The organism is Desulfogranum aggregans (genome assembly GCF_055398265.1).
Window position 1 is genome coordinate 1,409,978 of record NZ_AP042447.1, and the last position, 20,890, is coordinate 1,430,867.

The following is a 20,890-nucleotide window of genomic DNA, read 5'->3' on the forward strand; positions in this document are numbered from 1 at the left end:
CAGTATAACCTGAGAGCAGGATCAAAAGCCTTGTTTTTCCAACCAAGAGGTGTCCATGCAATTTTTTTATTTATCTGCCCCTCGCCCCCGAACTTTTCTGCTCCTCGGCCTGGTCATAGGCACACTATGGTTCCCCCTGCCTGCCTTTGCGGCAACTGAAGCGCAGTATCCCCTGCCCCTGACCGTGATGATCATTACTCTTGTCGGCGGCCTGTCTTTTTTTCTCTATGGCATGGAAAAAATGAGCACCGGACTCAAACAATCGGCTGGCGACCAGATGCGGGCTATTCTCGCCGCATTGACCCGTAACACCTTTATCGGTCTGTTAGCGGGGGCGTTCGTCACCATGGTCATTCAGTCTTCCAGCGCCACCATGGTCATGCTGATTAGTTTTGTCCAGTCCCAGCTCATGAGCTTTACCCAATCGCTTGGAGTCATCCTCGGTGCCAACATAGGAACCACCATCACTGCCCAGCTGGTGGCCTTCAAACTCACCGATCTTGCTCTGGTCATGGTCAGTGTCGGCTTTCTCCTGCACATGTTCGGAAAAAATCAGCGGACCAAGTCCATCGGTGAAATCCTGCTCGGATTCGGCATCCTCTTCTACGGAATGAAGCTGATGAGTGATGCCATGAAACCGCTTCGGTCCTCTCTGGAATTCGTAGAGCTCATGAAAGGGCTGGAAACACCGCTGCTCGGCCTGGTCGTGGGCATGATCTTCACGGCCCTGGTGCAAAGCAGCAGCGCCACCATGGGGGTCATCATTGTGATTGCCCAACAGGATCTCCTCTCTCTGGAAGCTGGGATCCCCCTCATACTCGGAGCCAACGTCGGTACCTGTGTCACCGCCTTGCTTGCGGCCATCGGCACCGGCAGGGATGCGCAGCGGGTCGCCCTCGCCTATGTACTCATTGAATTCATCGGCGTCGTCCTCTTCCTCTTCTGGATAGAGGAGTTTGCCCAGACAGTCAGGCTCCTCACCGGTGATAGCGGGGCCGGCACCGCGCGCCAGATAGCCAATGCCCACACTGTCTTCAACGTCACCCTGGGAATCCTCTTCCTGCCTCTGGTCGGAGTGGTTGCGCGGTTATGCACCCTGCTCCTGCCCGATAAAAAAACGGAAACCGGCGTTATCCCAGCAACCTGGCATCTCGATGATTCCATGTTGGCCACGCCGGCCCTGGCCATTGAACTGGTCCGTGCCGAGATTTCTCGTATGGCCAAAATACTCTATCGCATGCACCGTGCAGCAATTTATCCTTTTGTGTCCAATAAACCGCGTCATGACGCCATTTATCCCCACCTCACCCTCCTGGAAGGGATTGAGATGCGGGAGCGAAAAATTGATTACCTGGAAAAAAAGACCAGAAACTACATCCTTAAAATCAACAGAAACGAGTTGACGCCTGCCCAGGCCGCTGAGACCATGAGCCTGGTTTCGCTCCTGGACAGCATGGAGGGTATTGGCGATACCATCACCAAGCTGCTCGTTCCCCTGATAGCCAAAAAACAGCGGCTGAAAACCGATTTTTCCAACCAAGGCAAACGGGAGCTGATCATCTATCATCGCAAGGTCGGTCATCAGCTGCAGCGGCTACAGGATGTCATGACCACCCTGGCCTCTTCGGTGGCCCGCACGGTAGTGCAGAAAAAAAACCGCTATGCCGAACTGGACAGCGAGTACCGAAAGGCCCACCTGGCACGCCTGTTTGCCGACCAACGGGATTCCCAGGAAACCCACACCATCCACATTGAACTGATGGATGCGATCAAGATCATCAACATGCATACCGCAGAGATTGCCGACATCCTGCTCACCTCCGGTATTCTCGGGGATGAGGAGCGTGGACACATGCCTGAGGAGGGGACGGATGCCAGACAGATGGAGCTGGAAATGACGCAAACCAACGGTGCAGAGGACGAAAAAAAGTAGAAGCCATTCCCCTTTGCTACTCACCGTGTGCGGCCGTTTAAGCTCCAGGAAACGGCCTGCAAATGGGCAACCTGCACGAAAATGAAGCCTCTACTCTTCACCGACTATTTTATTTCTTTTTCCTTCCGCTTCGTTCCTTGAAGAGCAGACGAACAGGGACCCGGTCAAGCTCAAGCCCTTCCCGAAAGCGATTGGCGAGGTAGCGCTGATAGGAAAAATGAATACCCTTGGGCGCATTCGCCACCACCACAAAGGTAGGCGGAGCGGTTCCCAATTGCGCAGTATAGTATAACTTGAGCCGTCGTCCCTTGTACAAGGGCGGTTCGTGGTACTCCACCGCGGCCTCCAGCAGGCGATTAAGGCTGCTGGTCGGAAACCGCATATGATACTGTCGGTGGATCTTACCGATCTCCGGGAATAGGCGTTTGATCCCGTAGCCTGTGAGCGCAGAGACCCGAAACACCGGTGCAAAAGGAATATAGTTGGTCGCCATCCGTACCTCATTGAGCAACCAGTCCTGGCGTTTTTTCTCTCCCTGCAGCAGGTCCCATTTGTTGAGCAGAATAATCAGGGCTTTTCCCTGCTCCTGGGTATAGCCGATAACCTTGGTATCCTGCTCAGTCAGTCCTTCGCCGGCATCGATGATCACCACTGCAATGTCGCATCGGGCAAGGGATTTAAGGGCCTTGAGGATGGAAAACTTCTCCAGCTTATCTCGAGTCTTTCCCTTTCTCCTGATTCCGGCGGTATCGATAAGCAGATAATTATGGGCATCGCGACTCACCAGGGTATCGATGGCATCCCGGGTCGTACCCGAAATGTCGGAGACAACCATGCGTTCCTGACCGATAATGGCATTGACCATTGACGACTTGCCCACATTGGGACGGCCGAAAAAAGCGAGACGGACGGTATTCTCCGGCAATGCCGCCACTTCACCGGTCTGTTCCAGGCGCTCTCCCACATCTTCCATCAGCGTTCGCACGCCGTACCCGTGATCACCGGAAAGGGGCCAGAGCTGGTCCACCCCAAGCTCCCAGAAAGGAGTCAGCAGCTCATGCTCAATATCAGGGCTGTCGATCTTGTTGACTATGTAATAGACTTTCTTGTCCACCCGGCGAAGCATGTCCACGATTTCCAGGTCCACCGGATTCACCCCCTGCCGGCCGTCCATCAGAAAAAAAATGATATCCGCCTCATCAATAGCCAGCATCGCCTGATGACGAATGTGGTTGGTGATGGTGTCATCATCATCATCGATGCCGCCGGTATCCACCAGGGAGAAAGGACGACCTTCCCAGCTTGCCTGGGCATAATGGCGATCTCTCGTTACTCCGGGGGTTGGATCAACCAGGGCATCACGCCGCCGGGTAATCCGGTTGAACAGGGTCGATTTACCGACGTTCGGGCGTCCGATCAGGGCCACCAGGGTATATGCAGTTGTTGTCATAGTCGTGAGAGGAGTTTTTGGCAACATTGCCGGGTAAGGATGTGCAGGGCAGCATACTCGCCAGGAGGCGCTTTTTCAAGCAGCGCCACAAGCGATGTCAGGGCTGGCTGAAGATACTGACGAAAAAAGATTTTTCCCCGCACAGCGCTGAGGAAAGCGAAGGCACCGAGAATCTGAAGGTTGCGCAGCACCGACAAAAGGAACAACTCATTTCGAAACTGCTGCCGGTCATAGCTGCACAGGCTGACGAGTCTCTCCAGGTACACTTCCAGCAAGTGGTCTTGTACTTCGTTTTCGAGGTGCGCATAGGGGTCAATCAGCAGTGAGGCCAGGTCATACGCGAGCGGACCCAATCGCCCTCCCTGAAAATCGATAATTCGGATATCACCCTCGCCGGTGACCATAAGGTTGCGGCTCTGAAAATCGCGGTGAAGAAAAAAATGTGCCGGTGCCTTTGCCGCCGCTTCCGCCAGTCGGCGACACTCGACAAGTACCGGTTCCTGATCAACGGGCAGGTCAAGGAAGTCACCGCAAAAGGCACCGAGAAAATAGCCCGCCTCCTTTTCCAACATGACCTGTTGATCATAGATTGGCGTATCCCAGCACCAGGAGGGATCAAAGGCTCTCGCGCCCTCTACCTGCATATGGGCCAATTGCCGTACCGCCTGTTCATACAGGCCAATGAGGCGTGGAGTCATTCCCTGCTCCCGATCAAGCAGATCGTGGAGACGCTGAGTGCCGAGGTCCTCGCACACCACCATGCCGGTTTCTGCGGCCAGCCCGTAAACAAAGGGGACAGGAACACCTCGACGATAAAGGTGGCGACCGATGGCATCAACAGATCTGGCCTCTGCCATGCCCATTTGCTCACCGTTGGGAGGGAGCACGCATACCACCCTGGTTGCCCCCTGATGCAGCCGCAGAAACAGGCGGGTGGACCCATCAGGCACCAGTTGCCGAACCTCGGTCAATTCCGGTTCCAACCGAACTCCGTGCTGCCGCAGAATATCTGCAGCCGTGATAATGATTTCGTGGCGTGAGGGCATTACTTGCTCTCCTGCTCTCTGTTGACCACGATGGCGTCCTGTACCACCGCGCCAGGAGGAATCACCGCATGATCCCAGACCACACTGCGCTGTACCTGTGCGCCCTGGCCGATGATTGCATTGGCGCCGATTGCTCCCCATCCGGTCAGTTCAGCATCAGCGGCAACCATGGCACTCGAAGCAATGGTCCAGGTCTGCCGGCCTTTACTGTCGGTGAGCAGGCGGCCATGCAGACCAAGATAATCCGCCGGGGTGCCGATGTCCTGCCAGAAACAGTGATCCACCCTATGCATCCCCACCTTGCCGGCGGCTGCCAACTGCTCGTACAGGTCGATAATGTGATAAAAACCGGAAGCCGGTATCAATGCAAGCACCTCCTTATCAACCACATGTATGCCGGTAAACGCGCGCTTGGTTCCGCGACTATCGGGGGCAAAGGATCGTATACGCTCCTCTTCGACCGTTACCGTATTGAAACGCGGTAAGTCGTGCATGGCCATGGTTACCTTGTAGCTGTTGCTGCAGTGGCAGGCATAAAGGTGCTGCAGATCAATATCGTGGTAGATATCCCCATTCATGACCAGAATGGGATGGTCGGAAAAAGCGGAGGCTGCCTTTCGCAGGCTGCCTCCGGTTCCCAAAATCTCCGGCTCGTACTGGAGCGAGGTGTCGGCATAGGGGCGCAACGCCTGCCGTATCTGTTCTGCCAGATGGTGGCAGTTGACCACCAGCCGGGTGCACCCAGCCGCAACGAGCAACTGTCGCAACCGAAGAAGCAACGGTCTGTTGAGCACCGGAAACAAGGGTTTGGGCCTATACCGCGTATAGGGTTGCAGCCTGGTGCCGTACCCGGCTGCCAGCAATATCGCCTGCATTGAATATATTCCTCTCCTCTACGTGGGTGAACACGCCCAGGGACAAACGGCCTGGCCATCGGTTACGCCTGCAGTGGCAATCGTTTACACGACAGCTGCATCTGAAAAGCCTCCCGTCCCCTGACCCTATACGGTTAGCGCTTGACTTGTGCATACAACCACTCTACATTCAGCCTTTTGTACATTTTCCATCCTCTCCTTGCAACAACTCGAACAAGAATAATGATTACTCTACTTGATTATGGTGCCGGTAACGTTCGCTCGGTTATCAATGCCATCGAACGACTCGGTGAAACAGTCACTGCCGTTGATACGCCGGAGGGCATTGACAGCGCCGAGCGGCTTGTGTTTCCCGGGGTCGGCAACTTCGGGGCCATGATGCAGATACTGCGTCAAAAACAGCTGGTTGAACCGCTGATGCGCTACCTCCACTCCGGAAAACCGTTTTTCGGCATTTGCGTCGCTCTCCAGGCGCTCTTTGAATCCAGCGAAGAGGCTCCCGGAGAGCCCGGTCTCGGTTTTCTTTCCGGTCGAGTGAAAAAATTTTCCGTGGACCTGTCCGTCCCCCATATTGGATGGAACGGGATCACGGTCCATCAACCTTCCTCTCTGTTTGCAGAGATGCGGGGCAACGAAAAATTCTATTTCGTGCACTCCTATCATGTGGTTGCTGACGATGACGAACACACTCTGACCACAACGGATTATGGCTACACCTTTGTCAGTGCCGTGCAAAAGGAAAACATCATTGCTACCCAGTTTCACCCTGAAAAGAGCGGGAAAGCCGGATTGCAGCTGCTTGACAATTTTCTCTCCGGCAACAGGGAGGCGATTATTCCGGCGGCGAGTCCCCCAGTTACACGACTTGCCAAGCGCATTATCGCCTGCCTGGACGTCCGCACCAATGACCAGGGCGACCTGGTGGTTACCAAAGGCGATCAGTATGATGTCCGTGAAAAAGGCTCTGTTCGCAACCTTGGCAAACCGGTGCGCCTTGCCCAGGAGTACTATGAACAGGGAGCCGACGAGATTACCTTTCTTAACATTACGGGCTTCCGGGATTTTCCTCTGGAAGATATGCCCATGATGGCCATCCTGGAACAGACATCCAAAAACGTGTTCGTCCCGTTGACTATCGGCGGCGGTATTCGGGACTTTACTGACTGCAACGGCAGGCATTACACCGCCCTGGAAGTGGCCTCCGCCTACTTTCGCGCCGGAGCCGACAAGGTCTCCATCGGTTCTGATGCGGTACTGATCGTGGAGGACGTACTTGCCCGGGGCAAGGCATCGGGTCTCAGCTCCATTGAACAGATTGCCAGGGTGTACGGCAATCAGGCGGTCGTTATTTCCATTGACCCGCGGCGAGTGTATGTCAACCGTCCGGAGGACGCCCCCGATCACCACGTTCTTGCCACCACCGCGGCCGGACCCGACGGAGAACAATACTGCTGGTACCAATGCACCATCAAGGGGGGCCGCGAAGGCCGTAACCTGGATGCAGTGACGCTTGCCCGTACCTGCGAACAACTGGGTGCCGGCGAAATCCTGCTCAACTGCATCGACCGCGACGGGACCAATGCCGGCTTTGACCTGGAACTGATCAATGCTGTGCGGGAAGCCAGTAACCATCCCGGTTATTGCCTCCAGCGGAGCCGGATGCAGCGAGCATTTTTATGAGGTTTTCTCCGAGACGCGCGCTGAAGCCGCACTGGCAGCAGGCATCTTCCATCGCAAGGAAGTTCCCATCGACCTGGTGAAATCCTATCTCGACCAGCGGGTCGAAATACGTCCGGTGTAAACAGAGCGCATACCGCACGGGGCGCTGCCTTCTTTCCAGCGTCCCGGGTTCCCCTCCTCCCTTGCCTGCTTTTCCGCACCAAAAATCATTCCTGCCGTTTACTTCAAGGAAACTGCGCTATATAGTTGTATATATGGCGGTTTAACAGGAACGTGCAGAGCCTGCCGCTCCGCAGCTCCGCAGCACCCTTCAAGACCCTTTCCTGGGTTGATAACCGGCGTGACTGCCCCCGGGAGAGAGGGAAAAAAATTGTGTGCACGTTTCCATCGACAGCATATCTGTTCAGCGAGGTGCCCATGGACTGGAAGCGAATTATCGTCGCCATTGACAACACGCAAATGTCAGTGAATGCGGTCAACTATGTCGGCAGCCTGGTCGGCAAACTCAGTGGGGTCAGGCTGTGCCTGCTCCACATCTACCCTGCCCCGCCGCCGGATTATTACCGTGAAGGGGCCACCCTTGATGAATACAAACACGATCAGACTGCTCAGGCCAGACAATTCCTGCGAAAGGCGGCGCAGCATCTCCGAGATGGAGGGGTCCCTCCGGAATCCATCTGGACCCGTTGCGTTATGGCCGACAACCAGACCATTAGCGAGGCCATCCTCAGCCTTCAACAGGAAGAAAATTATGGGACCATTGTCGTCGGCAAGCGAGGCATTTCCAAATCAGAGGAATTTCTATTCGGCTCCATTTCCAGTGCCCTGATCCATAATGGACGAAACATTGCCGTGTGGGTGGTGGGCTGATGCTGGACTACTCCTATGCTGATACCCTGCCCGCAGATATCCAGAAAAAACTGGCAGGTCACCGTGTAAGCCGAAGTTTACGCCGTCCAACCCGTGTCTTCACCGACACCACGGATTTTACCTCCATTGACTATGGCGACATTATCCATGTCGGCAATCGTTTCTACCTGATAACCGCCTATACCAAGGAAGGCCGTTTCGGCGTCCATGAGCAGATAAAACCCTGGGTGCCGAAAGCTGAGGAACTTGCCAGCGGCAAAAAGTATATTCTCAAACTGGTGTTTCACGAAACGTTTGACATCCGGCTGGGCAGCTACCTCATTACCTGCTACCGCAGCCCGGAAAAAGAGGCACGGATCCTTGAACTCACCTCCGGTCACCCCCAATTCATGCAGGGCGAGCCCATCCTGGATGATGCAGGAAACCTCCTGCGGATCCTGATCCCGATCAACGGCAAACGGCTGGACAAATACATCCACACGCGAGCATGCTCCCACGAGGAGTATTTTTTCGAGGAACTCCCCTCGATTCTGCAACGGTACCTGCAATGCATCCAGGCAATAGGGATCCTGCACGGTCAAGGCATGCGGCACGGCGACATCCGTCGCGACCATATCTTTGTCGAAAGAAGCAGCGGGGTCTTTTCCTGGATTGACTTTGACTATGATTTTTACCTGCCGGAAAAACCCTTTGCCCTGGACATGTTTGAACTGGGCAACATCCTTCTCTACCTGACCGGGAGAGGCAACTACCACCCTCGGGATATTGCCAAGGATCCCGAACTGGGGCAGGCAAAACTTGCTTCCATCGATGAACGGGACCTGTCGCTGCTCTCGAAAAACCGAGTGGTCAACCTGCAGAAACTCTTTCCCTACATTCCCAGCAGACTCAACAACATTCTGCTTCACTTTTCCACAGCCACCAATGTCTTTTATGAAAAGGCCGACGAGCTGTACATGGATCTGGGAGAAGCGATAGAGGAGCTTGGCTGACTCTTGGCCCCTTAATAGTGGGGGATATCCTGGGCATCAGGGGTAAGACCGACCACCACGATGCCGGCCTTTTCGGCCGCACGAATCATGGCTGATCGATCAAAGAGAAGGGACTGGCCGGCTTCCACCGCAAGCACCGCCCCCTTCACCTCCTGAAGGGTCGCAATGGTCTGCTCACCGGTAGCCGGCAGGTCGAAACGGAAATCCTGGTTCGGTTTTTTCAACTTGACCACGACTGCACCAGAACCGGCCAGGCTGCCACCGCGGCGTATGGCGGCATCGGTGCCTTCGATCGCCTCTACTGCCAGAACGCTGCGATCGCGGACAACGACACACTGGCCGATATCAAGTCTACCTACTGCTCTGGCTATTTCCCAACCGAACCGAATATCTTCCACCTGGGCGGCAGTGGGCCGTTTGCTGGTCAGGACTCCGGGAGGAAAAAACAGGTGATCAAGATAACAGGTGGAAGCAATGACCTGAATGCCTTCCTGTTCAAGGGTATCAGCCACTGCACGAAGGATGGCATCGTCAAGGCGTTTGTCTATCTTGTTCCATAAACTAAGCCCTTTAAGATCAGGCAGTACGTCCTTGAAGATACGGGTTTTAGTAATGGTGCCGGCAAAAACCGTCTCCCGGACCCCCTCACGTCGGAAAAATTTTATGATCTTTCCCAGTTGACCGAGCTTTACCCAGCAGGTGGTATCGGCAAGGGTTTCAAGCTCGGCCCGGGTCTCATTGACGTGGGCAACCGCCACTACCCGTCGGCCTTGCTTCTGGGCAGCTTGGGTAAAAAGCAGGGGAAACTGGCCTCCTCCGGCAATAAGTCCTATGGTTGACATGGCTACGCTACCAGTTGCAGGGGTGAGCCTGCGGCTTGGGCTTAATCGTCAAGCGTGCGTTTGACCACCCCACGCTTGCTGGAGTGGAAAAAATCAACCAGCAGCTGGACTTCAATGCAGTCCGCCATCTCCTCCTCGATCTTTGCCAGGGCATCCTTAAGCAGCAGTTGCGGTGATCGAAACAGCAGTTTGAAGGCCTCATCCAGTTGGCGAATAGTATCCCGCTGCATGCCGGCACGGCGCAGACCGATTTTGTTGATACCTGAAATACGCATCTGGTTCCGGGTCCCTTCCATAATCACGTAGGGAGGAACATCGAGTCCGATGCCTGACATGCCGCCGACGTAAGCATGGTCGCCGATACGGCAAAACTGATGAATGGCGACCAACCCTCCGAGGTTGGCGTGATTACCGATCTCCACATGCCCGGCCAAGGTGGCCACATTAGCCAGGATAACATAGTCGCCAATAATGCAGTCATGGGCTATGTGGCTGTAGGCCATAATCATGTTCGAGTTGCCGATAAGGGTCCGCCCGTTACCCTTGACCGTCCCTCGATGAATGGAGACATACTCCCGGATCTGATTGTCATCGCCGATGATCAGTTCGGTTGCTTCCCCCTTATAGTGGATATCCTGGGGCGGAGCCCCTATGGAGGTAAACGAACCAATGGTATTTCTGGCCCCGATGGTGGTTCTTCCGGAAATTACCGCATGAGCGCAGATGCGGGTCTCCGGGCCGATTTTCACCGGGCCGTCAATTATGACGTAAGGGTCAATAGATACGCTACTATCGATCTGCGCCTGCGGATCGACCACTGCTGTGGCATGTATATTCATGTACTATCCTATATCAGGAACAGCTCCGTGGAGAAAGCTGCCGCCTGGGTATGTTGAATTTCTCAGGCAAAGGTTGCCATCATCTCTGCTTCGGTAACCAACTCGTCACCTACATAGGCCCGCCCCGCCATCTTGGTGAGACGAGCCTTGTACTTGATCATTTCCAGTTTGAAAATCAGCTGATCACCCGGGCGCACGACCTTTCGGAACCTTACCTTATCCAGTCCTGCAAAATAGACGAGTTTTTCACCGATCATACTTCTATCGGTCAGGTAGGCGAGAATGCCACCTGTCTGCGCCATCCCTTCCAGGATAAGTACCCCGGGCATAACCGGTTCTCCGGGGAAGTGTCCTTGAAAAAAAGGCTCTCCCATGGAAACGTTCTTCAGCCCGGTCACGCTCTTGCCCGACTCAAACTCAATAATTCGATCAACGAGAATAAAGGGGTAACGGTGAGGCAGCAGCTCAAGGATCGATGTAATATCTAACGGCAAGGTATATTCTTTTTCTGGTTGCATACTGGTTTCCTCAATGCTTATCGGTCTGGTCGAGCAAGGCGGTCAAGCGATCCACTTCTCTGCGCAATCGACGCACCTCTTTAAGTATCTCCGGCAACCGGCTAAAGGCAGCAGATGCCCGCCCCCATTTTTTCACCTCAATGGCCGGGGTTCCACCGATGAGGGCTCCCGGGGGTTGATTGTTGTGCACACCACTCATCGCAGCAACCATCACGCCATCGCCTAAGTGGATATGGCCGTTCACCCCTGCTTTTGCCCCCAGGACCACACTTCGGCCGAGGGTAGAACTGCCGGCGATCCCGGTCTGGGCTACCAGCACGGCATTTTCCCCAATAACCACATTGTGAGCAACCTGAACCTGATTGTCAATACGGGCTCCTGCTTTTATCCAGGTAGTGCCGAATGCTGCGCGATCCACGCAGGAACAGGCGCCGATCTGGACGTCATCATCAATACGAACAGTGCCCACCTGTGGTTTGGTCACGTGATTACCCATGGCATCAGTGACAAAACCGAATCCATCACTGCCGATCACCGCGTTGTGATGCAGGGTGACGCGATTACCGATCACGGTATCTGCGGCAATGGTGACATTGGCGTGAATAATCGAATCATCACCGATGGTCACGTTGTTATCAATAACCGCACCAGGGCCGATGGTGACCCGCTGGCCAATACGCACCCGGTCGCCAATAACCGCATTGGCACCAATGGTAATCACATCCGACAGTACACAGTTACTGCCGATAACGGCTGAAGGGTGCACTCCAGCGGCGACAAACTCCGCCTCCAGGAGCAGCTGATGGATGCGTGCCGCTGCTATATCCGGCCTGTCGACAGTGATAACCGGTATGGCAAACTGGTCGGCGAGTCCTGGCGGGACAATGCAGCCACTCGCTCGGCACACCTCTTCCCCAGCCAGGTTCTTTTGGGTGAGCACAAAGGTGATTTCCCCGGGTCCGGCAAGCCCAAAACCATTCAGCCCGTGAATGACCACAGAACCATCGCCGATAACCTCTCCGTCAACAAATTCGGCAAGTTCTTGGAGAGTATATGTTTTCGTCATCGCTCTTTTCTCCCTCTTCGGTGCTGACCGATGCTGCAGTCTCAGTGGTGATGTTGCTCCGCCAGCGGCGGACCATAGCCTATTTCTTACACATCGTAAAGAAAAACAGCGGTTCGATCGGCTTCGAACCTGGCCAGCTGGGGCTGCCACGAGGCTTCTATTTCACTGATCGGAAGGCCGGCTTCCACAGCGTGCCGAACCGCACGACTCCCGATGATCAAGTCCATGGGCAGCCGCTCATACTCATACTCATAGGGCGGTTGCTTGTAGGAGAATTTATTGGCATACAACAGCATCACCCCCTGCAGAAGGGCCAGGCTGGTCCTGTAAGGGAGAAAGTGATGCGGATCGGTGACATGTATCTGCAGGCCGCAGCAGGTTGTCCCCGCCCACTTCCCGGAGGTCGGCTCAAAAGCCAGCGGACGCAACAGACAACCAGGAAGTTCGATTGTTGCTACAAAGTCCAGCAGTTGCCTTGGATCCACATAAGGAGCACCAAACAGTTCGAACGGCAGGGTGGTGCCCCTGGCTTCAGAGACCGTGGTTCCTTCCCACAGGACCTGGCCCGGGTATACCAGGGCTGTCTGCGGAGTCGGCATATTGGGTGAAGGAAAGACCCAGGGAAAACCGGTTTCTGCAAACAGCATACTCCGCTGCCACCCTTTTACAGCTACGATCTCCAGGTCGACATCGATGCTGCGCTCCGTGGCACAGTATCGGGCCAGCTCTCCCATGGTCAACCCATGTCGCATGGGAATATTGCACAGCCCAACAAAGGATTGGCACTCCGTTTCCAGTACGTTGCCCTCCACTAGATGGCCGCCAATGGGATTGGGCCGGTCAAGCACCACGACCTTCACTCCGGTTTCCGCTGCCACCTCCAGACAATACACCAGCGTCCAGACGAAGGTATAGACCCTGGTTCCCACGTCGATGAGGTCAACAAGCAGCAGGTCGATATCGGCAAACATCTCTGGATAGGGACGACGCGTCTCCCCATACAGTGAGTAGCAACGAAGACCGGTAGACGAATCAACCGAATGATCGGACTCGATCATATTATCCTGTTTTTCACTGAAAAATCCGTGCTGAGGCGAAAACAAGGTGGTGAGCTGACCGGGAAAAGCACGCAGAAGCAAGTCGCGACTGTGCGTATACCTTCGGTCTGTTGATGCCTGGTTAGACAATAACCCCAAGCGGGCTCCCACGGCCCAACGGGGTGGATGGCTACAGAAGGTCTCGATGCCAATGGTAATCACGTCAATCCTCAGTCATGATAGTTTAGGTTACCTTCAGGGAACAAAATCGTTCCCAGGAGAAAATGCTGTAAGTGGTCCCTGCACCGGCGCTGATCCGCAGTTTTCTAATGGACCCCACGCCTCTGTCCCGGCACCTGTCCGCTCCTGTTCCGGCTCTGTCAAGGGTATCCCTGCTGTTGCCAGAACCGGGCCCACTGCCCCCAGTCCGGCAGCCAACGTACCGAAGAACCATGGGGGTGCGCCCAGGCCAGCCGCCACTGATGATGGTCTCCCTCCTGCCAGAGCTCGGCCTGCCACAGTACCCAACCACGGTGCGGTGCCTGAGCAGGATCACGAGAAAGCTCCATCTGCAGCCACAGTACAGGGTAGTTTCGAAGCGCTGCCCAACGCTCAATAGAGGCTCGTAAAGATGCTCCCCTATCATCCAGATAGTTGGTGAGGTAGGTGTTATACAGGAGCACAGGGCAGCCAGGTTCCAATGGAATCCGCGCAAAGAGAAAAGAATCGAGTTCCCCCGGCAGTTCCGCCTCATAGACATGCACAGGATTTCCGTCTGCCTGTAAGGCATACAGAGCCTCAATCCCTTGCTGAAGCCTTACCAGGCGCTGCCCCTGGTCGCCCCATATAAAGGACGAAAGAGTCAGTTCATCGTCTTTGCTCTGCAGGATGAACGGTGCCCGATCACAGCCGGTCCGGGAAACAACCCTGCCCTCTGCCGCGCTACAGGGAGGCGGGATAAAACGGCCGCTACAGGAGACAATAAACTGCTCACCCTTTCCGGTTCCACAAACCAGTATGTCCCTGCCACTGTCGCCATCCTTAAAGGTGTAGCTGCGTTTATCTGCCACCAGGTTAAGCCCGGCGCTCGCTCCCAGGTCTACAAGGTGTACCTGTTGCCAGGGAGTGTATAGCAGGGGAAGCAGCCAACAGAAGCCCCGGCCTGTCTCATTGGTTTGTACAGAGGCCGTGCCGAGAAAGGTAGTCAGCTCATCTGCTTCAGCCAGCATGGTCTGCCGCAGTATCCTGCGTAGAGAAGCGTTGTCTGCACCGAGTAAACCACCGGCAGTGGGAAAGAAGGCGGCCAGCTCTTGGGCGTGCTCACTGCCGGCGAGCACGCTGCGGTGGAGTCCGGCCATCAATAGCAGGGGAACCTCGAAGGACGGTCGGAATCGTGACGCCCGTAGCAACCAGTGGGTTACAGGGTCGTCCTCATCGTCCAACCACTCCTCAACAATACCGCACAACCGTGAAAAAAGCGGCGAGTATCCGGCGGTGAAAAGCCGTTGCTGATGAAAACGACGACGTACTCGTCGACGAAAATCGGGTTTTTCTGCTAGCATGGCTTTCCCTTCCTCCACCCGGGATCACTCGCTCCATGGTTCAGCTCTAGCGACAAAAGAGTAGACGGTCAGACATTATTTTTCAAGCTCTTGCTTTTCGATCCAATCGCATAGTCGGTAGATGCTCCACGTACGGTTCTCGCCGGGAAACAGACAACAAGGAGAGCGCAGACGCTTGTTGCTACTCGTGCGGGGTGAATCAATGGCGTCAAGGGCCTGATAGCGCGAAGGGTCTTCGTCGGTACCTCCTGGTGCCGGGAAATCCCATCTCTCCCGAACTTTCACTGCCCCTGGTGAAAGAATACGTGGCATCCTTTTTCTGTTGCCCTGCCCTCCAATCTGCACCATTTTCTTGACAGGCATGCGAAGAATATATATTATCGATAATATAAAAACGTGAGGTTGCATGGGGAAAACAAAAGTCACAAGGGAAAGTCTGACCGATCAGATCAAAGCGATTCTACTTGAGCGGATTATCGACGGGAGCCTTGCTCCAGGGGATCGTTTAAAAGAACTGGCCATTGCCAAGGAGTTCGGTACCAGTCAGGCGCCTGTGCGAGAGGCTATTCGCAGTCTGCAGGTATTGGGGCATGTTGAACACAAGGCCCACGTCGGCGCCTTTGTCAAATCATTCAGCAAAAAGGAGATTGAAGAGGCTTATCAGGTCCGAGAGGCATTGGAAGGACATTGCCTGCTCCTGGCGGACATGAAGCTTGACTCCCTTGCCCGTCAGCTGCGCTTGCACCTGGAGACCATGAAGTTGGCAATGGAGGCCGGGGATGTCAAGCAGTTTACAGAGGCAGACAACAGGTTTCACCAGGAAATTATCGAGTGTTCGAACAATCAACGCATGCTCGAGACCTGGAATTCGTTGAAGATACAGTACCAGGTTATCGCTACCCTCGCGAAAACCTCGATCCCGTTGGCTGAGCTGTACCGGCTACATCCACCCATAGTAGAAGCGGTAGAAAAAGGACTGCGAGCCAGGTCGGCCAAAAATCTCGCCAATCATTATCGTGAGATCGGCCGCTACTGGCAAACCCATAGTCACCCGCACACCTGAACCTTTTTGGTTCTCCATTGTGCAATATTATCGATAATAGATAAAGGAGAGTTCAATGCGCCACACAGATCAGCATCAACAACACCGTCCGCTCCCCGCAAACAACCGTGAAATCAGCCTGGAAGAGGTGGATGTACTTGTCAGGAAATGCCACCATCTGCATGACGAGGAGATCCTGCAGACACTCTCCCGACTGTATCGACGCTGGTGTTCAGCATGGTCGGCCAAAGCTTCTCCACAGCAGGAGGCAGCACAGTAGAACCGGTTGAACAAGAAGGTGAAAATAGAACCAGGAGGCATTGGCTGCGACCAATGCCTCCTGCGGGGAAAGGTTATTCAACCGTAACGCTTTTCGCCAGATTTCTCGGCTGATCAACGTCACAGCCTCGTCGATTAGCGATCTCGTATGAGAGCAGCTGCGCTGGGATTGTATACAGTAGCGGGTTAAGATCTGCCTCCACCTGAGGCAGATAAAGCACATCTTCGGTAAGGGTGGAGAGGTGGCTGTCGCCTGCCGTCCCAATGAGGAGCAACCTTCCCTGGCGGGCCTTAATCTCTTCCACGTTGGATATGGATTTCTGGTAGACATCATCCTGGGGCACCAGGGCCAGAACCGGCATATCCTTATCAATCAGGGCGATGGGGCCATGTTTTAATTCACCGGCCGCATACCCCTCGGCGTGGATATAGGAAATCTCCTTCAACTTGAGTGCACCCTCAAGAGCGATAGGAAAGTTGACCCCCCTGCCGACAAAGAGAAAATCACGGGCATTATAATATTTCTCGACCATGGTCCGTATTTCCGCCTGCAGTCTTGGCAGTTCCTCTTCGATCACCCCGCACAGGTTAATAAGCGCAGAGCCATAGGCTTTTCGCGTGTCGGCGTCCATGGTTCCACGAACCTGCCCGAGATAGAGAGTCAGCAGGAACAGGGCCGCCAGTTGGGAGGTAAAGGCCTTGGTCGAGGCTACTCCGATCTCAGGGCCGGCGTGGGTGTAAATAACTCCATCAGCCTCACGGGTCATGGTTGAGCCGACAACATTGCAGATGGTCAGTATCTTCGATCCCATACTCCCAGCCCGCCTCATGCCGGCCAAGGTATCTGCTGTTTCCCCGGATTGGGAGATGGAAAGGGTCAGCACCCGCTCATTGAGCAGCAGGCTGCGATAACGGAACTCTGAGGCGATATCAACATCAACCGGGATGCCGACCCATTTTTCGATCCAGTATTTTGCGATCAGGGCAGCATGCCAGGAGGTGCCGCAGGCCACCAGCGCTATGCGCTCAATCTTCCGGATCGTATCGTTATCCATGCCTATCTTCGGCAGCTCGATCATTCCGGTATCAGGAACCATCCTGCCGCTGACGGTATTGAGCATGGCCTGGGGCTGTTCATATATCTCTTTGAGCATGAAATGCTTGTAGCCAGCCTTTTCAGCCATAGCCGCATTCCAATCGATGGTGGTCCTTTCCTTTTCCAGGGTCATGCCGTCTTCCACCTGCAGGATAGAATATTTTCCCTTGCCAAGCAGCGCCATCTCCATATCATCCAGGAAGATAACCTCTCGGGTGTAGGGCAATAACGCCGGAATGTCGGAGGCGATATAGCAGGCATCCTCGCCGACTCCCATGACCAATGGACTATGGTTGCGGGCAGCGACGAGCAGCTCCGGCTCTTGCGCCCAGAGTACACCGATGGCATAGGACCCCTCCACCCGCTGCAATGCCTCACGAACCGCAGCAACCAGATCTCCCTGCAGGCAGTCCTCTATGAGGTGAGCGAGCACCTCTGTATCGGTTTCCGAGGTAAACTCATGCCCCTTGGCTGCCAGTTCGCTGCGCAGTGAACTGTAGTTCTCGATGATGCCGTTGTGCACGACCACCAGCTCACCCGTACAATCGGTATGCGGATGGGCATTCAGCTCAGTGGGGGCACCATGGGTGGCCCAGCGGGTGTGTCCGATGCCTGTACTACTGGGCACACCAATAGATTCATCCACCGCAGTTTCCAGATTAGCCAATTTTCCCTCGGCTCTGAACCGTTCCAGCTTGCCATCTAGATGATAAACAAGGCCAGCGGAGTCATAGCCACGATATTCGAGTCGGCGAAGTCCTTCCAACAAAACAGGAACCACTCTGCGGGTTCCCACATAACCAACTATTCCGCACATACGCTTTTCCTAGGGCTGAATTTATTCTTGAGGTCGTTGTTATTCGAGAATGAACTGAAAAAATATGGTATCACACTGATCGACTTTCCAACAGCCTTAATTATTGGCCAATTTGGAACAAAAATCGTTTTGCGATTGCGCTAAAAAACTGTATCTTAAAACCAACACTTACCAAAGGGAAATTCTAGATGGATGAACGTCAGCGACTAAAAGACCTGCTTCTACGCAAATCCTATCGAAAGGGGACCTTTACCCTCACCTCTGGAAAAACATCCGATTTTTACGTGGATGGCAAGCAAACCACCCTTGATGCCGAGGGGGGATACCTGTGCGGCAGGATGCTGTATGAACTCATCCGGGCCGCCGATGATCCCATTGCCGGTGTGGGTGGCATGACCTTAGGGGCAGACCCCCTGGTAACGGCCGTTTCCCTGGTCAGTTACCTGGACAATAACCCTATACCGGCATTCATTGTCCGCAAGGAAGCCAAAGGACATGGAACCGGTAATTATATTGAAGGCAAAAACAACCTTGAGCCAGGTGCTGTCGTTGCTTTGGTCGAGGATGTGGTAACCACCGGCGGGACTCTGCTCCAGGTTATTGAGCGGGTGGAGAACGAAGGCTTCCGTGTTGGTCTGGTCGTGACCATCGTCGACCGGCAGGAAGGAGGGGCTGAAGCCCTGGCCACCCACGGCTACCCGCTCAAGGCAGTCTTCACCAGGGAACAACTCATAGGAAAAAAACAACCAGAATGAAATGCAAAAAATGCAGCGGCCCCTTGACCGTACTCCGCAGGTGTCGCCAGATCCGTCTCCAGTGCAGTGACTGCAAGCATGAATACCCTCTCCATGAGGTTGCCGCTGAGCTTGACCCGGCCACCGAAGCAGCACTGGAACGTTTTTCAGCCATTATCTATGACTGACACGATGGCAACGACCAAAGCATACGTTCGCGCCAACAACACGGCCACCATCGTCTGTCCGAAGTGTGGAACGGCCAAAACCATCAGTACGCAGCAGATAAAAAATCGGCGGCACAAATTTAAAATCCGTTGCCGGTGTCAGCATGTTTTTGATGTACTGATCGATTTTCGACGACATTATCGGAAATCGATCAGTCTTACCGGTAATTATTTGATTTTACGTAATGGCCAGGGTGGCGGCGTTATGCATATCTGCAATATTTCCCTCAGCGGAATCGGATTTACCGTTTCCGGGCTGCATCCCCTGCGCAAAAACCAACTCATTGGTGTGGATTTTCAGCTTAACGATAAAAAACTCACCGTGGTCAAAAAAAAGGCGCTGGTTGTCAACGTGGTCAACAACCAGATCGGCTGCCAGTTTGAAACTGGAGTGGCAACAGAAAAAGGACTGGGGTTCTTTCTGCAGTCATAGTTCTGAACGGGCGTCGGCTTGCAGGGACTGCTGCAGTTTGGCCTGTGCAGCAGTCAACAGCGGCGTCAGTGAAGCCGCATCGATCGCACTGATACACACTCCGCCCTCCCTGGCGACCCTTTCCTGCACTTCTTTTTTGCCGTCCACTCTGTCGATTTTATTAAAGACCTTGAGACAGGGCAACATATCCAGCTGTAAATCGCGAAGCAACGCTTCAACCACCTCTACCTGCTGCGGCCATTGCGGATTGGAAATATCAACCACGTGCAGGAGCAGATCCGCCTCAAACAACTCCTCCAACGTCGATTCAAAAGCTTTGAGAAGCTCCGCCGGAAGGTTGCGAATAAATCCGACGGTGTCGGTAATGATGACTTCCATATCTTCAGGAAATCGCAAGCGCCTGCTGGTAGGATCAAGAGTGGCAAACAGGAGATCCTCTGCCTGGATGTCGCTTCGGGTCAGGGTATTGAGGAGCGTCGACTTGCCCGCATTCGTGTAGCCGACCAGGGATATAACCGGCACATCTCGCTTACGGCGCCTGTTTCGTCGATGGTAGCGCTGTTTCCCCACAGATTTCAACTCTTTGGCCAACCTGGCGATACGATCATTGATTCGTCGCTTATCGATTTCCAGCCTGGTCTCTCCGGGCCCCCTGGCACCGATTCCACCGGTGAGCCGGGAAAGTGCATCATCGCGGGTTGTCAGCTTAGGCAGCATATACTTCAGTTGTGCCATCTCGATCTGCAGCTTCCCCTCCCGAGATCGGGCTCGGCTGGCAAAGATATCGAGAATAAGCTGGGTTCGATCAATCACCCGGAGATCGGTATGATCGGTAACCGATCGTATCTGCGATGGACTGAGTTCCTGGTCAAAGACCAACAGGTTGCACCCCAACCGCAAACTGGTCAACATGATTTCCATTAACTTTCCCCGGCCAAGGATAAAACGCGGATGCATCTGCTTCCTTCGCTGGAGCACTTGCCCGAGGACCTCTACCCCTGCTGACCGGGCCAATTCCATCAGCTCGGCCAAAGAATCTTCTGCCTCGCTTCTTGAACCGGTGGTGACACTGATCAAGAGAGCACGATCCCGGCCTCTATCCACTTCTCTTATCGGGCGAGCACGAACAAACTCCCTCTCCAGGGACTCTATCAGATCAATGCAGGACTCCGTCTGCCTCGCCGGATGCACAGGCTGCATTTCTTCCCAGTCGCGTCCGCCAACCTGCTGGGGGAGCAGATGTGCCGTGTAGAGTAAATCGGGAAGATCTTCATCCAAGGTCAATACCGCCATGAGGTCAAGCCGGAGACACGCCATATCCATGACATCCTCCTCATTAACCCCGCCTCGACGGAAGGTGGTATGCACGCAGCGCAACCCGCGCAGTCGACCACCACCGGTCCCCACCTCCGGCAGGGCCGGGATGACAATTCGATCATGATCGCCGACCACCACCTTGGCAATAGCCCCTGAACGATGAATGAGCAGCCCTACCTGGCGGTTCATTTCAGCAGACAGGGCTGCAAGCGTTCGCGCAGTGTCCCTGCCGATG

Annotated in this window: 19 protein-coding genes and 1 pseudogene; 9 read left to right on the top strand and 11 right to left on the bottom strand. The window is 54.5% G+C overall.

Annotated elements, in window-relative coordinates:
- Positions 1-55 precede the first annotated feature (55 nt).
- Complete coding sequence (locus ACZ52Z_RS06495; RefSeq protein ID WP_464269939.1) at positions 56-1,933, top strand: Na/Pi cotransporter family protein; 1,878 nt, start codon at positions 56-58, stop codon at positions 1,931-1,933.
- Between the two features lie 109 nt (positions 1,934-2,042).
- On the opposite strand, the gene der is transcribed toward ACZ52Z_RS06495, so the two are convergent.
- From der to ACZ52Z_RS06510, 3 genes are read right to left on the bottom strand one after another with little or no spacing between them, the layout of a single operon-like run.
- The gene (gene der / locus ACZ52Z_RS06500) at positions 2,043-3,383 is read right to left on the bottom strand and encodes a ribosome biogenesis GTPase Der (protein ID WP_464269940.1); all 1,341 of its coding nucleotides are present in this window, start codon (positions 3,381-3,383) and stop codon (positions 2,043-2,045) included.
- A complete protein-coding gene (locus tag ACZ52Z_RS06505) occupies positions 3,380-4,429 on the bottom strand; it encodes an aminoglycoside phosphotransferase family protein (protein WP_464269941.1) in 1,050 nt (349 codons plus the stop codon). The genes der and ACZ52Z_RS06505 overlap by 4 nt, the downstream gene beginning before the upstream one ends.
- The gene (locus ACZ52Z_RS06510; protein ID WP_464269942.1) at positions 4,429-5,304 is read right to left on the bottom strand and encodes a sugar phosphate nucleotidyltransferase; all 876 of its coding nucleotides are present in this window, start codon (positions 5,302-5,304) and stop codon (positions 4,429-4,431) included. Before ACZ52Z_RS06510 ends, ACZ52Z_RS06505 begins: the two co-directional genes overlap by 1 nt.
- A 222-nt stretch (positions 5,305-5,526) precedes the next feature.
- On the opposite strand from ACZ52Z_RS06510, the pseudogene hisF reads away from it, so the two are divergent.
- The 3 genes and pseudogenes from hisF (at position 5,527) to ACZ52Z_RS06525 (ending at position 8,846) form a co-directional block, all read left to right on the top strand.
- Positions 5,527-7,105: pseudogene (hisF, locus tag ACZ52Z_RS06515) on the top strand (imidazole glycerol phosphate synthase subunit HisF).
- Between the two features lie 296 nt (positions 7,106-7,401).
- Positions 7,402-7,854, top strand: coding sequence for a universal stress protein (locus ACZ52Z_RS06520; protein WP_464269943.1), 453 nt, complete (start codon positions 7,402-7,404; stop codon positions 7,852-7,854).
- A complete protein-coding gene (locus tag ACZ52Z_RS06525) occupies positions 7,854-8,846 on the top strand; it encodes a serine/threonine protein kinase (protein ID WP_464269944.1) in 993 nt (330 codons plus the stop codon). Before ACZ52Z_RS06520 ends, ACZ52Z_RS06525 begins: the two co-directional genes overlap by 1 nt.
- 11 nt (positions 8,847-8,857) lie before the next feature.
- On the opposite strand, the gene ACZ52Z_RS06530 is transcribed toward ACZ52Z_RS06525, so the two are convergent.
- From ACZ52Z_RS06530 to ACZ52Z_RS06555, 6 genes are all read right to left on the bottom strand, one after another.
- On the bottom strand, positions 8,858-9,688 hold the full coding sequence (locus tag ACZ52Z_RS06530) for an LpxI family protein (RefSeq protein WP_464269945.1): 831 nt from the start codon (positions 9,686-9,688) through the stop codon (positions 8,858-8,860).
- Positions 9,689-9,729: 41 nt separating this feature from the next.
- Complete coding sequence (gene lpxA, locus ACZ52Z_RS06535; RefSeq protein WP_464269946.1) at positions 9,730-10,527, bottom strand: acyl-ACP--UDP-N-acetylglucosamine O-acyltransferase; 798 nt, start codon at positions 10,525-10,527, stop codon at positions 9,730-9,732.
- A 62-nt stretch (positions 10,528-10,589) separates the two neighbouring features.
- The gene (gene fabZ / locus ACZ52Z_RS06540) at positions 10,590-11,045 is read right to left on the bottom strand and encodes a 3-hydroxyacyl-ACP dehydratase FabZ (RefSeq protein WP_464269947.1); all 456 of its coding nucleotides are present in this window, start codon (positions 11,043-11,045) and stop codon (positions 10,590-10,592) included.
- Positions 11,046-11,055: 10 nt separating this feature from the next.
- A complete protein-coding gene (gene lpxD, locus ACZ52Z_RS06545; RefSeq protein WP_464269948.1) occupies positions 11,056-12,111 on the bottom strand; it encodes a UDP-3-O-(3-hydroxymyristoyl)glucosamine N-acyltransferase in 1,056 nt (351 codons plus the stop codon).
- An 86-nt stretch (positions 12,112-12,197) separates the two neighbouring features.
- Complete coding sequence (locus ACZ52Z_RS06550; RefSeq protein WP_464269949.1) at positions 12,198-13,370, bottom strand: exo-beta-N-acetylmuramidase NamZ family protein; 1,173 nt, start codon at positions 13,368-13,370, stop codon at positions 12,198-12,200.
- Positions 13,371-13,528: 158 nt separating this feature from the next.
- Positions 13,529-14,710, bottom strand: a complete 1,182-nt coding sequence (locus tag ACZ52Z_RS06555) for a DUF2332 family protein (protein WP_464269950.1) — start codon at positions 14,708-14,710, stop codon at positions 13,529-13,531.
- Between the two features lie 406 nt (positions 14,711-15,116).
- On the opposite strand from ACZ52Z_RS06555, the gene ACZ52Z_RS06560 reads away from it, so the two are divergent.
- Positions 15,117-15,773: a GntR family transcriptional regulator gene (locus ACZ52Z_RS06560; RefSeq protein ID WP_464269951.1), complete on the top strand. Its 657-nt coding sequence runs from the start codon at positions 15,117-15,119 to the stop codon at positions 15,771-15,773.
- A 55-nt stretch (positions 15,774-15,828) separates the two neighbouring features.
- On the top strand, positions 15,829-16,032 hold the full coding sequence (locus tag ACZ52Z_RS06565; protein WP_464269952.1) for a hypothetical protein: 204 nt from the start codon (positions 15,829-15,831) through the stop codon (positions 16,030-16,032).
- A gap of 73 nt (positions 16,033-16,105) precedes the next feature.
- Here the strand turns inward: ACZ52Z_RS06565 and glmS are convergent, their stop codons facing one another.
- Positions 16,106-17,944, bottom strand: a complete 1,839-nt coding sequence (gene glmS / locus ACZ52Z_RS06570) for a glutamine--fructose-6-phosphate transaminase (isomerizing) (protein WP_464269953.1) — start codon at positions 17,942-17,944, stop codon at positions 16,106-16,108.
- Between the two features lie 188 nt (positions 17,945-18,132).
- Between glmS and pyrE the strand changes: the two genes are divergently transcribed.
- The 3 genes from pyrE to ACZ52Z_RS06585 are packed head-to-tail and all read left to right on the top strand — an operon-like array spanning position 18,133 to position 19,338.
- On the top strand, positions 18,133-18,699 hold the full coding sequence (gene pyrE / locus ACZ52Z_RS06575) for an orotate phosphoribosyltransferase (protein ID WP_464269954.1): 567 nt from the start codon (positions 18,133-18,135) through the stop codon (positions 18,697-18,699).
- On the top strand, positions 18,696-18,866 hold the full coding sequence (locus ACZ52Z_RS06580; RefSeq protein ID WP_464269955.1) for a dual CXXC motif small (seleno)protein: 171 nt from the start codon (positions 18,696-18,698) through the stop codon (positions 18,864-18,866). Before pyrE ends, ACZ52Z_RS06580 begins: the two co-directional genes overlap by 4 nt.
- Positions 18,859-19,338: a PilZ domain-containing protein gene (locus tag ACZ52Z_RS06585; RefSeq protein WP_464269956.1), complete on the top strand. Its 480-nt coding sequence runs from the start codon at positions 18,859-18,861 to the stop codon at positions 19,336-19,338. The genes ACZ52Z_RS06580 and ACZ52Z_RS06585 overlap by 8 nt, the downstream gene beginning before the upstream one ends.
- On the opposite strand, the gene hflX is transcribed toward ACZ52Z_RS06585, so the two are convergent.
- Complete coding sequence (gene hflX / locus ACZ52Z_RS06590) at positions 19,333-20,844, bottom strand: GTPase HflX (protein WP_464269957.1); 1,512 nt, start codon at positions 20,842-20,844, stop codon at positions 19,333-19,335. The two genes, ACZ52Z_RS06585 and hflX, sit on opposite strands and share 6 nt — an antisense overlap.
- Positions 20,845-20,890: the final 46 nt, after the last annotated feature.

Excerpts from the sequence above, each read along its gene's own strand:
- ACZ52Z_RS06495 (WP_464269939.1), top strand. The coding sequence starts at position 56 with ATGCAATTTTTTTATTTATCTGCCCCTCGCCCCCGAACTTTTCTGCTC.
- der (WP_464269940.1), bottom strand. The coding sequence starts at position 3,383 with ATGACAACAACTGCATATACCCTGGTGGCCCTGATCGGACGCCCGAAC.
- ACZ52Z_RS06505 (WP_464269941.1), bottom strand. The coding sequence starts at position 4,429 with ATGCCCTCACGCCACGAAATCATTATCACGGCTGCAGATATTCTGCGG.
- ACZ52Z_RS06510 (WP_464269942.1), bottom strand. The coding sequence starts at position 5,304 with ATGCAGGCGATATTGCTGGCAGCCGGGTACGGCACCAGGCTGCAACCC.
- ACZ52Z_RS06520 (WP_464269943.1), top strand. The coding sequence starts at position 7,402 with ATGGACTGGAAGCGAATTATCGTCGCCATTGACAACACGCAAATGTCA.
- ACZ52Z_RS06525 (WP_464269944.1), top strand. The coding sequence starts at position 7,854 with ATGCTGGACTACTCCTATGCTGATACCCTGCCCGCAGATATCCAGAAA.
- ACZ52Z_RS06530 (WP_464269945.1), bottom strand. The coding sequence starts at position 9,688 with ATGTCAACCATAGGACTTATTGCCGGAGGAGGCCAGTTTCCCCTGCTT.
- lpxA (WP_464269946.1), bottom strand. The coding sequence starts at position 10,527 with ATGAATATACATGCCACAGCAGTGGTCGATCCGCAGGCGCAGATCGAT.
- fabZ (WP_464269947.1), bottom strand. The coding sequence starts at position 11,045 with ATGCAACCAGAAAAAGAATATACCTTGCCGTTAGATATTACATCGATC.
- lpxD (WP_464269948.1), bottom strand. The coding sequence starts at position 12,111 with ATGACGAAAACATATACTCTCCAAGAACTTGCCGAATTTGTTGACGGA.
- ACZ52Z_RS06555 (WP_464269950.1), bottom strand. The coding sequence starts at position 14,710 with ATGCTAGCAGAAAAACCCGATTTTCGTCGACGAGTACGTCGTCGTTTT.
- ACZ52Z_RS06560 (WP_464269951.1), top strand. The coding sequence starts at position 15,117 with ATGGGGAAAACAAAAGTCACAAGGGAAAGTCTGACCGATCAGATCAAA.
- ACZ52Z_RS06565 (WP_464269952.1), top strand. The coding sequence starts at position 15,829 with ATGCGCCACACAGATCAGCATCAACAACACCGTCCGCTCCCCGCAAAC.
- glmS (WP_464269953.1), bottom strand. The coding sequence starts at position 17,944 with ATGTGCGGAATAGTTGGTTATGTGGGAACCCGCAGAGTGGTTCCTGTT.
- pyrE (WP_464269954.1), top strand. The coding sequence starts at position 18,133 with ATGGATGAACGTCAGCGACTAAAAGACCTGCTTCTACGCAAATCCTAT.
- ACZ52Z_RS06580 (WP_464269955.1), top strand. The coding sequence starts at position 18,696 with ATGAAATGCAAAAAATGCAGCGGCCCCTTGACCGTACTCCGCAGGTGT.
- ACZ52Z_RS06585 (WP_464269956.1), top strand. The coding sequence starts at position 18,859 with ATGACTGACACGATGGCAACGACCAAAGCATACGTTCGCGCCAACAAC.
- hflX (WP_464269957.1), bottom strand. The coding sequence starts at position 20,844 with ATGAACCGCCAGGTAGGGCTGCTCATTCATCGTTCAGGGGCTATTGCC.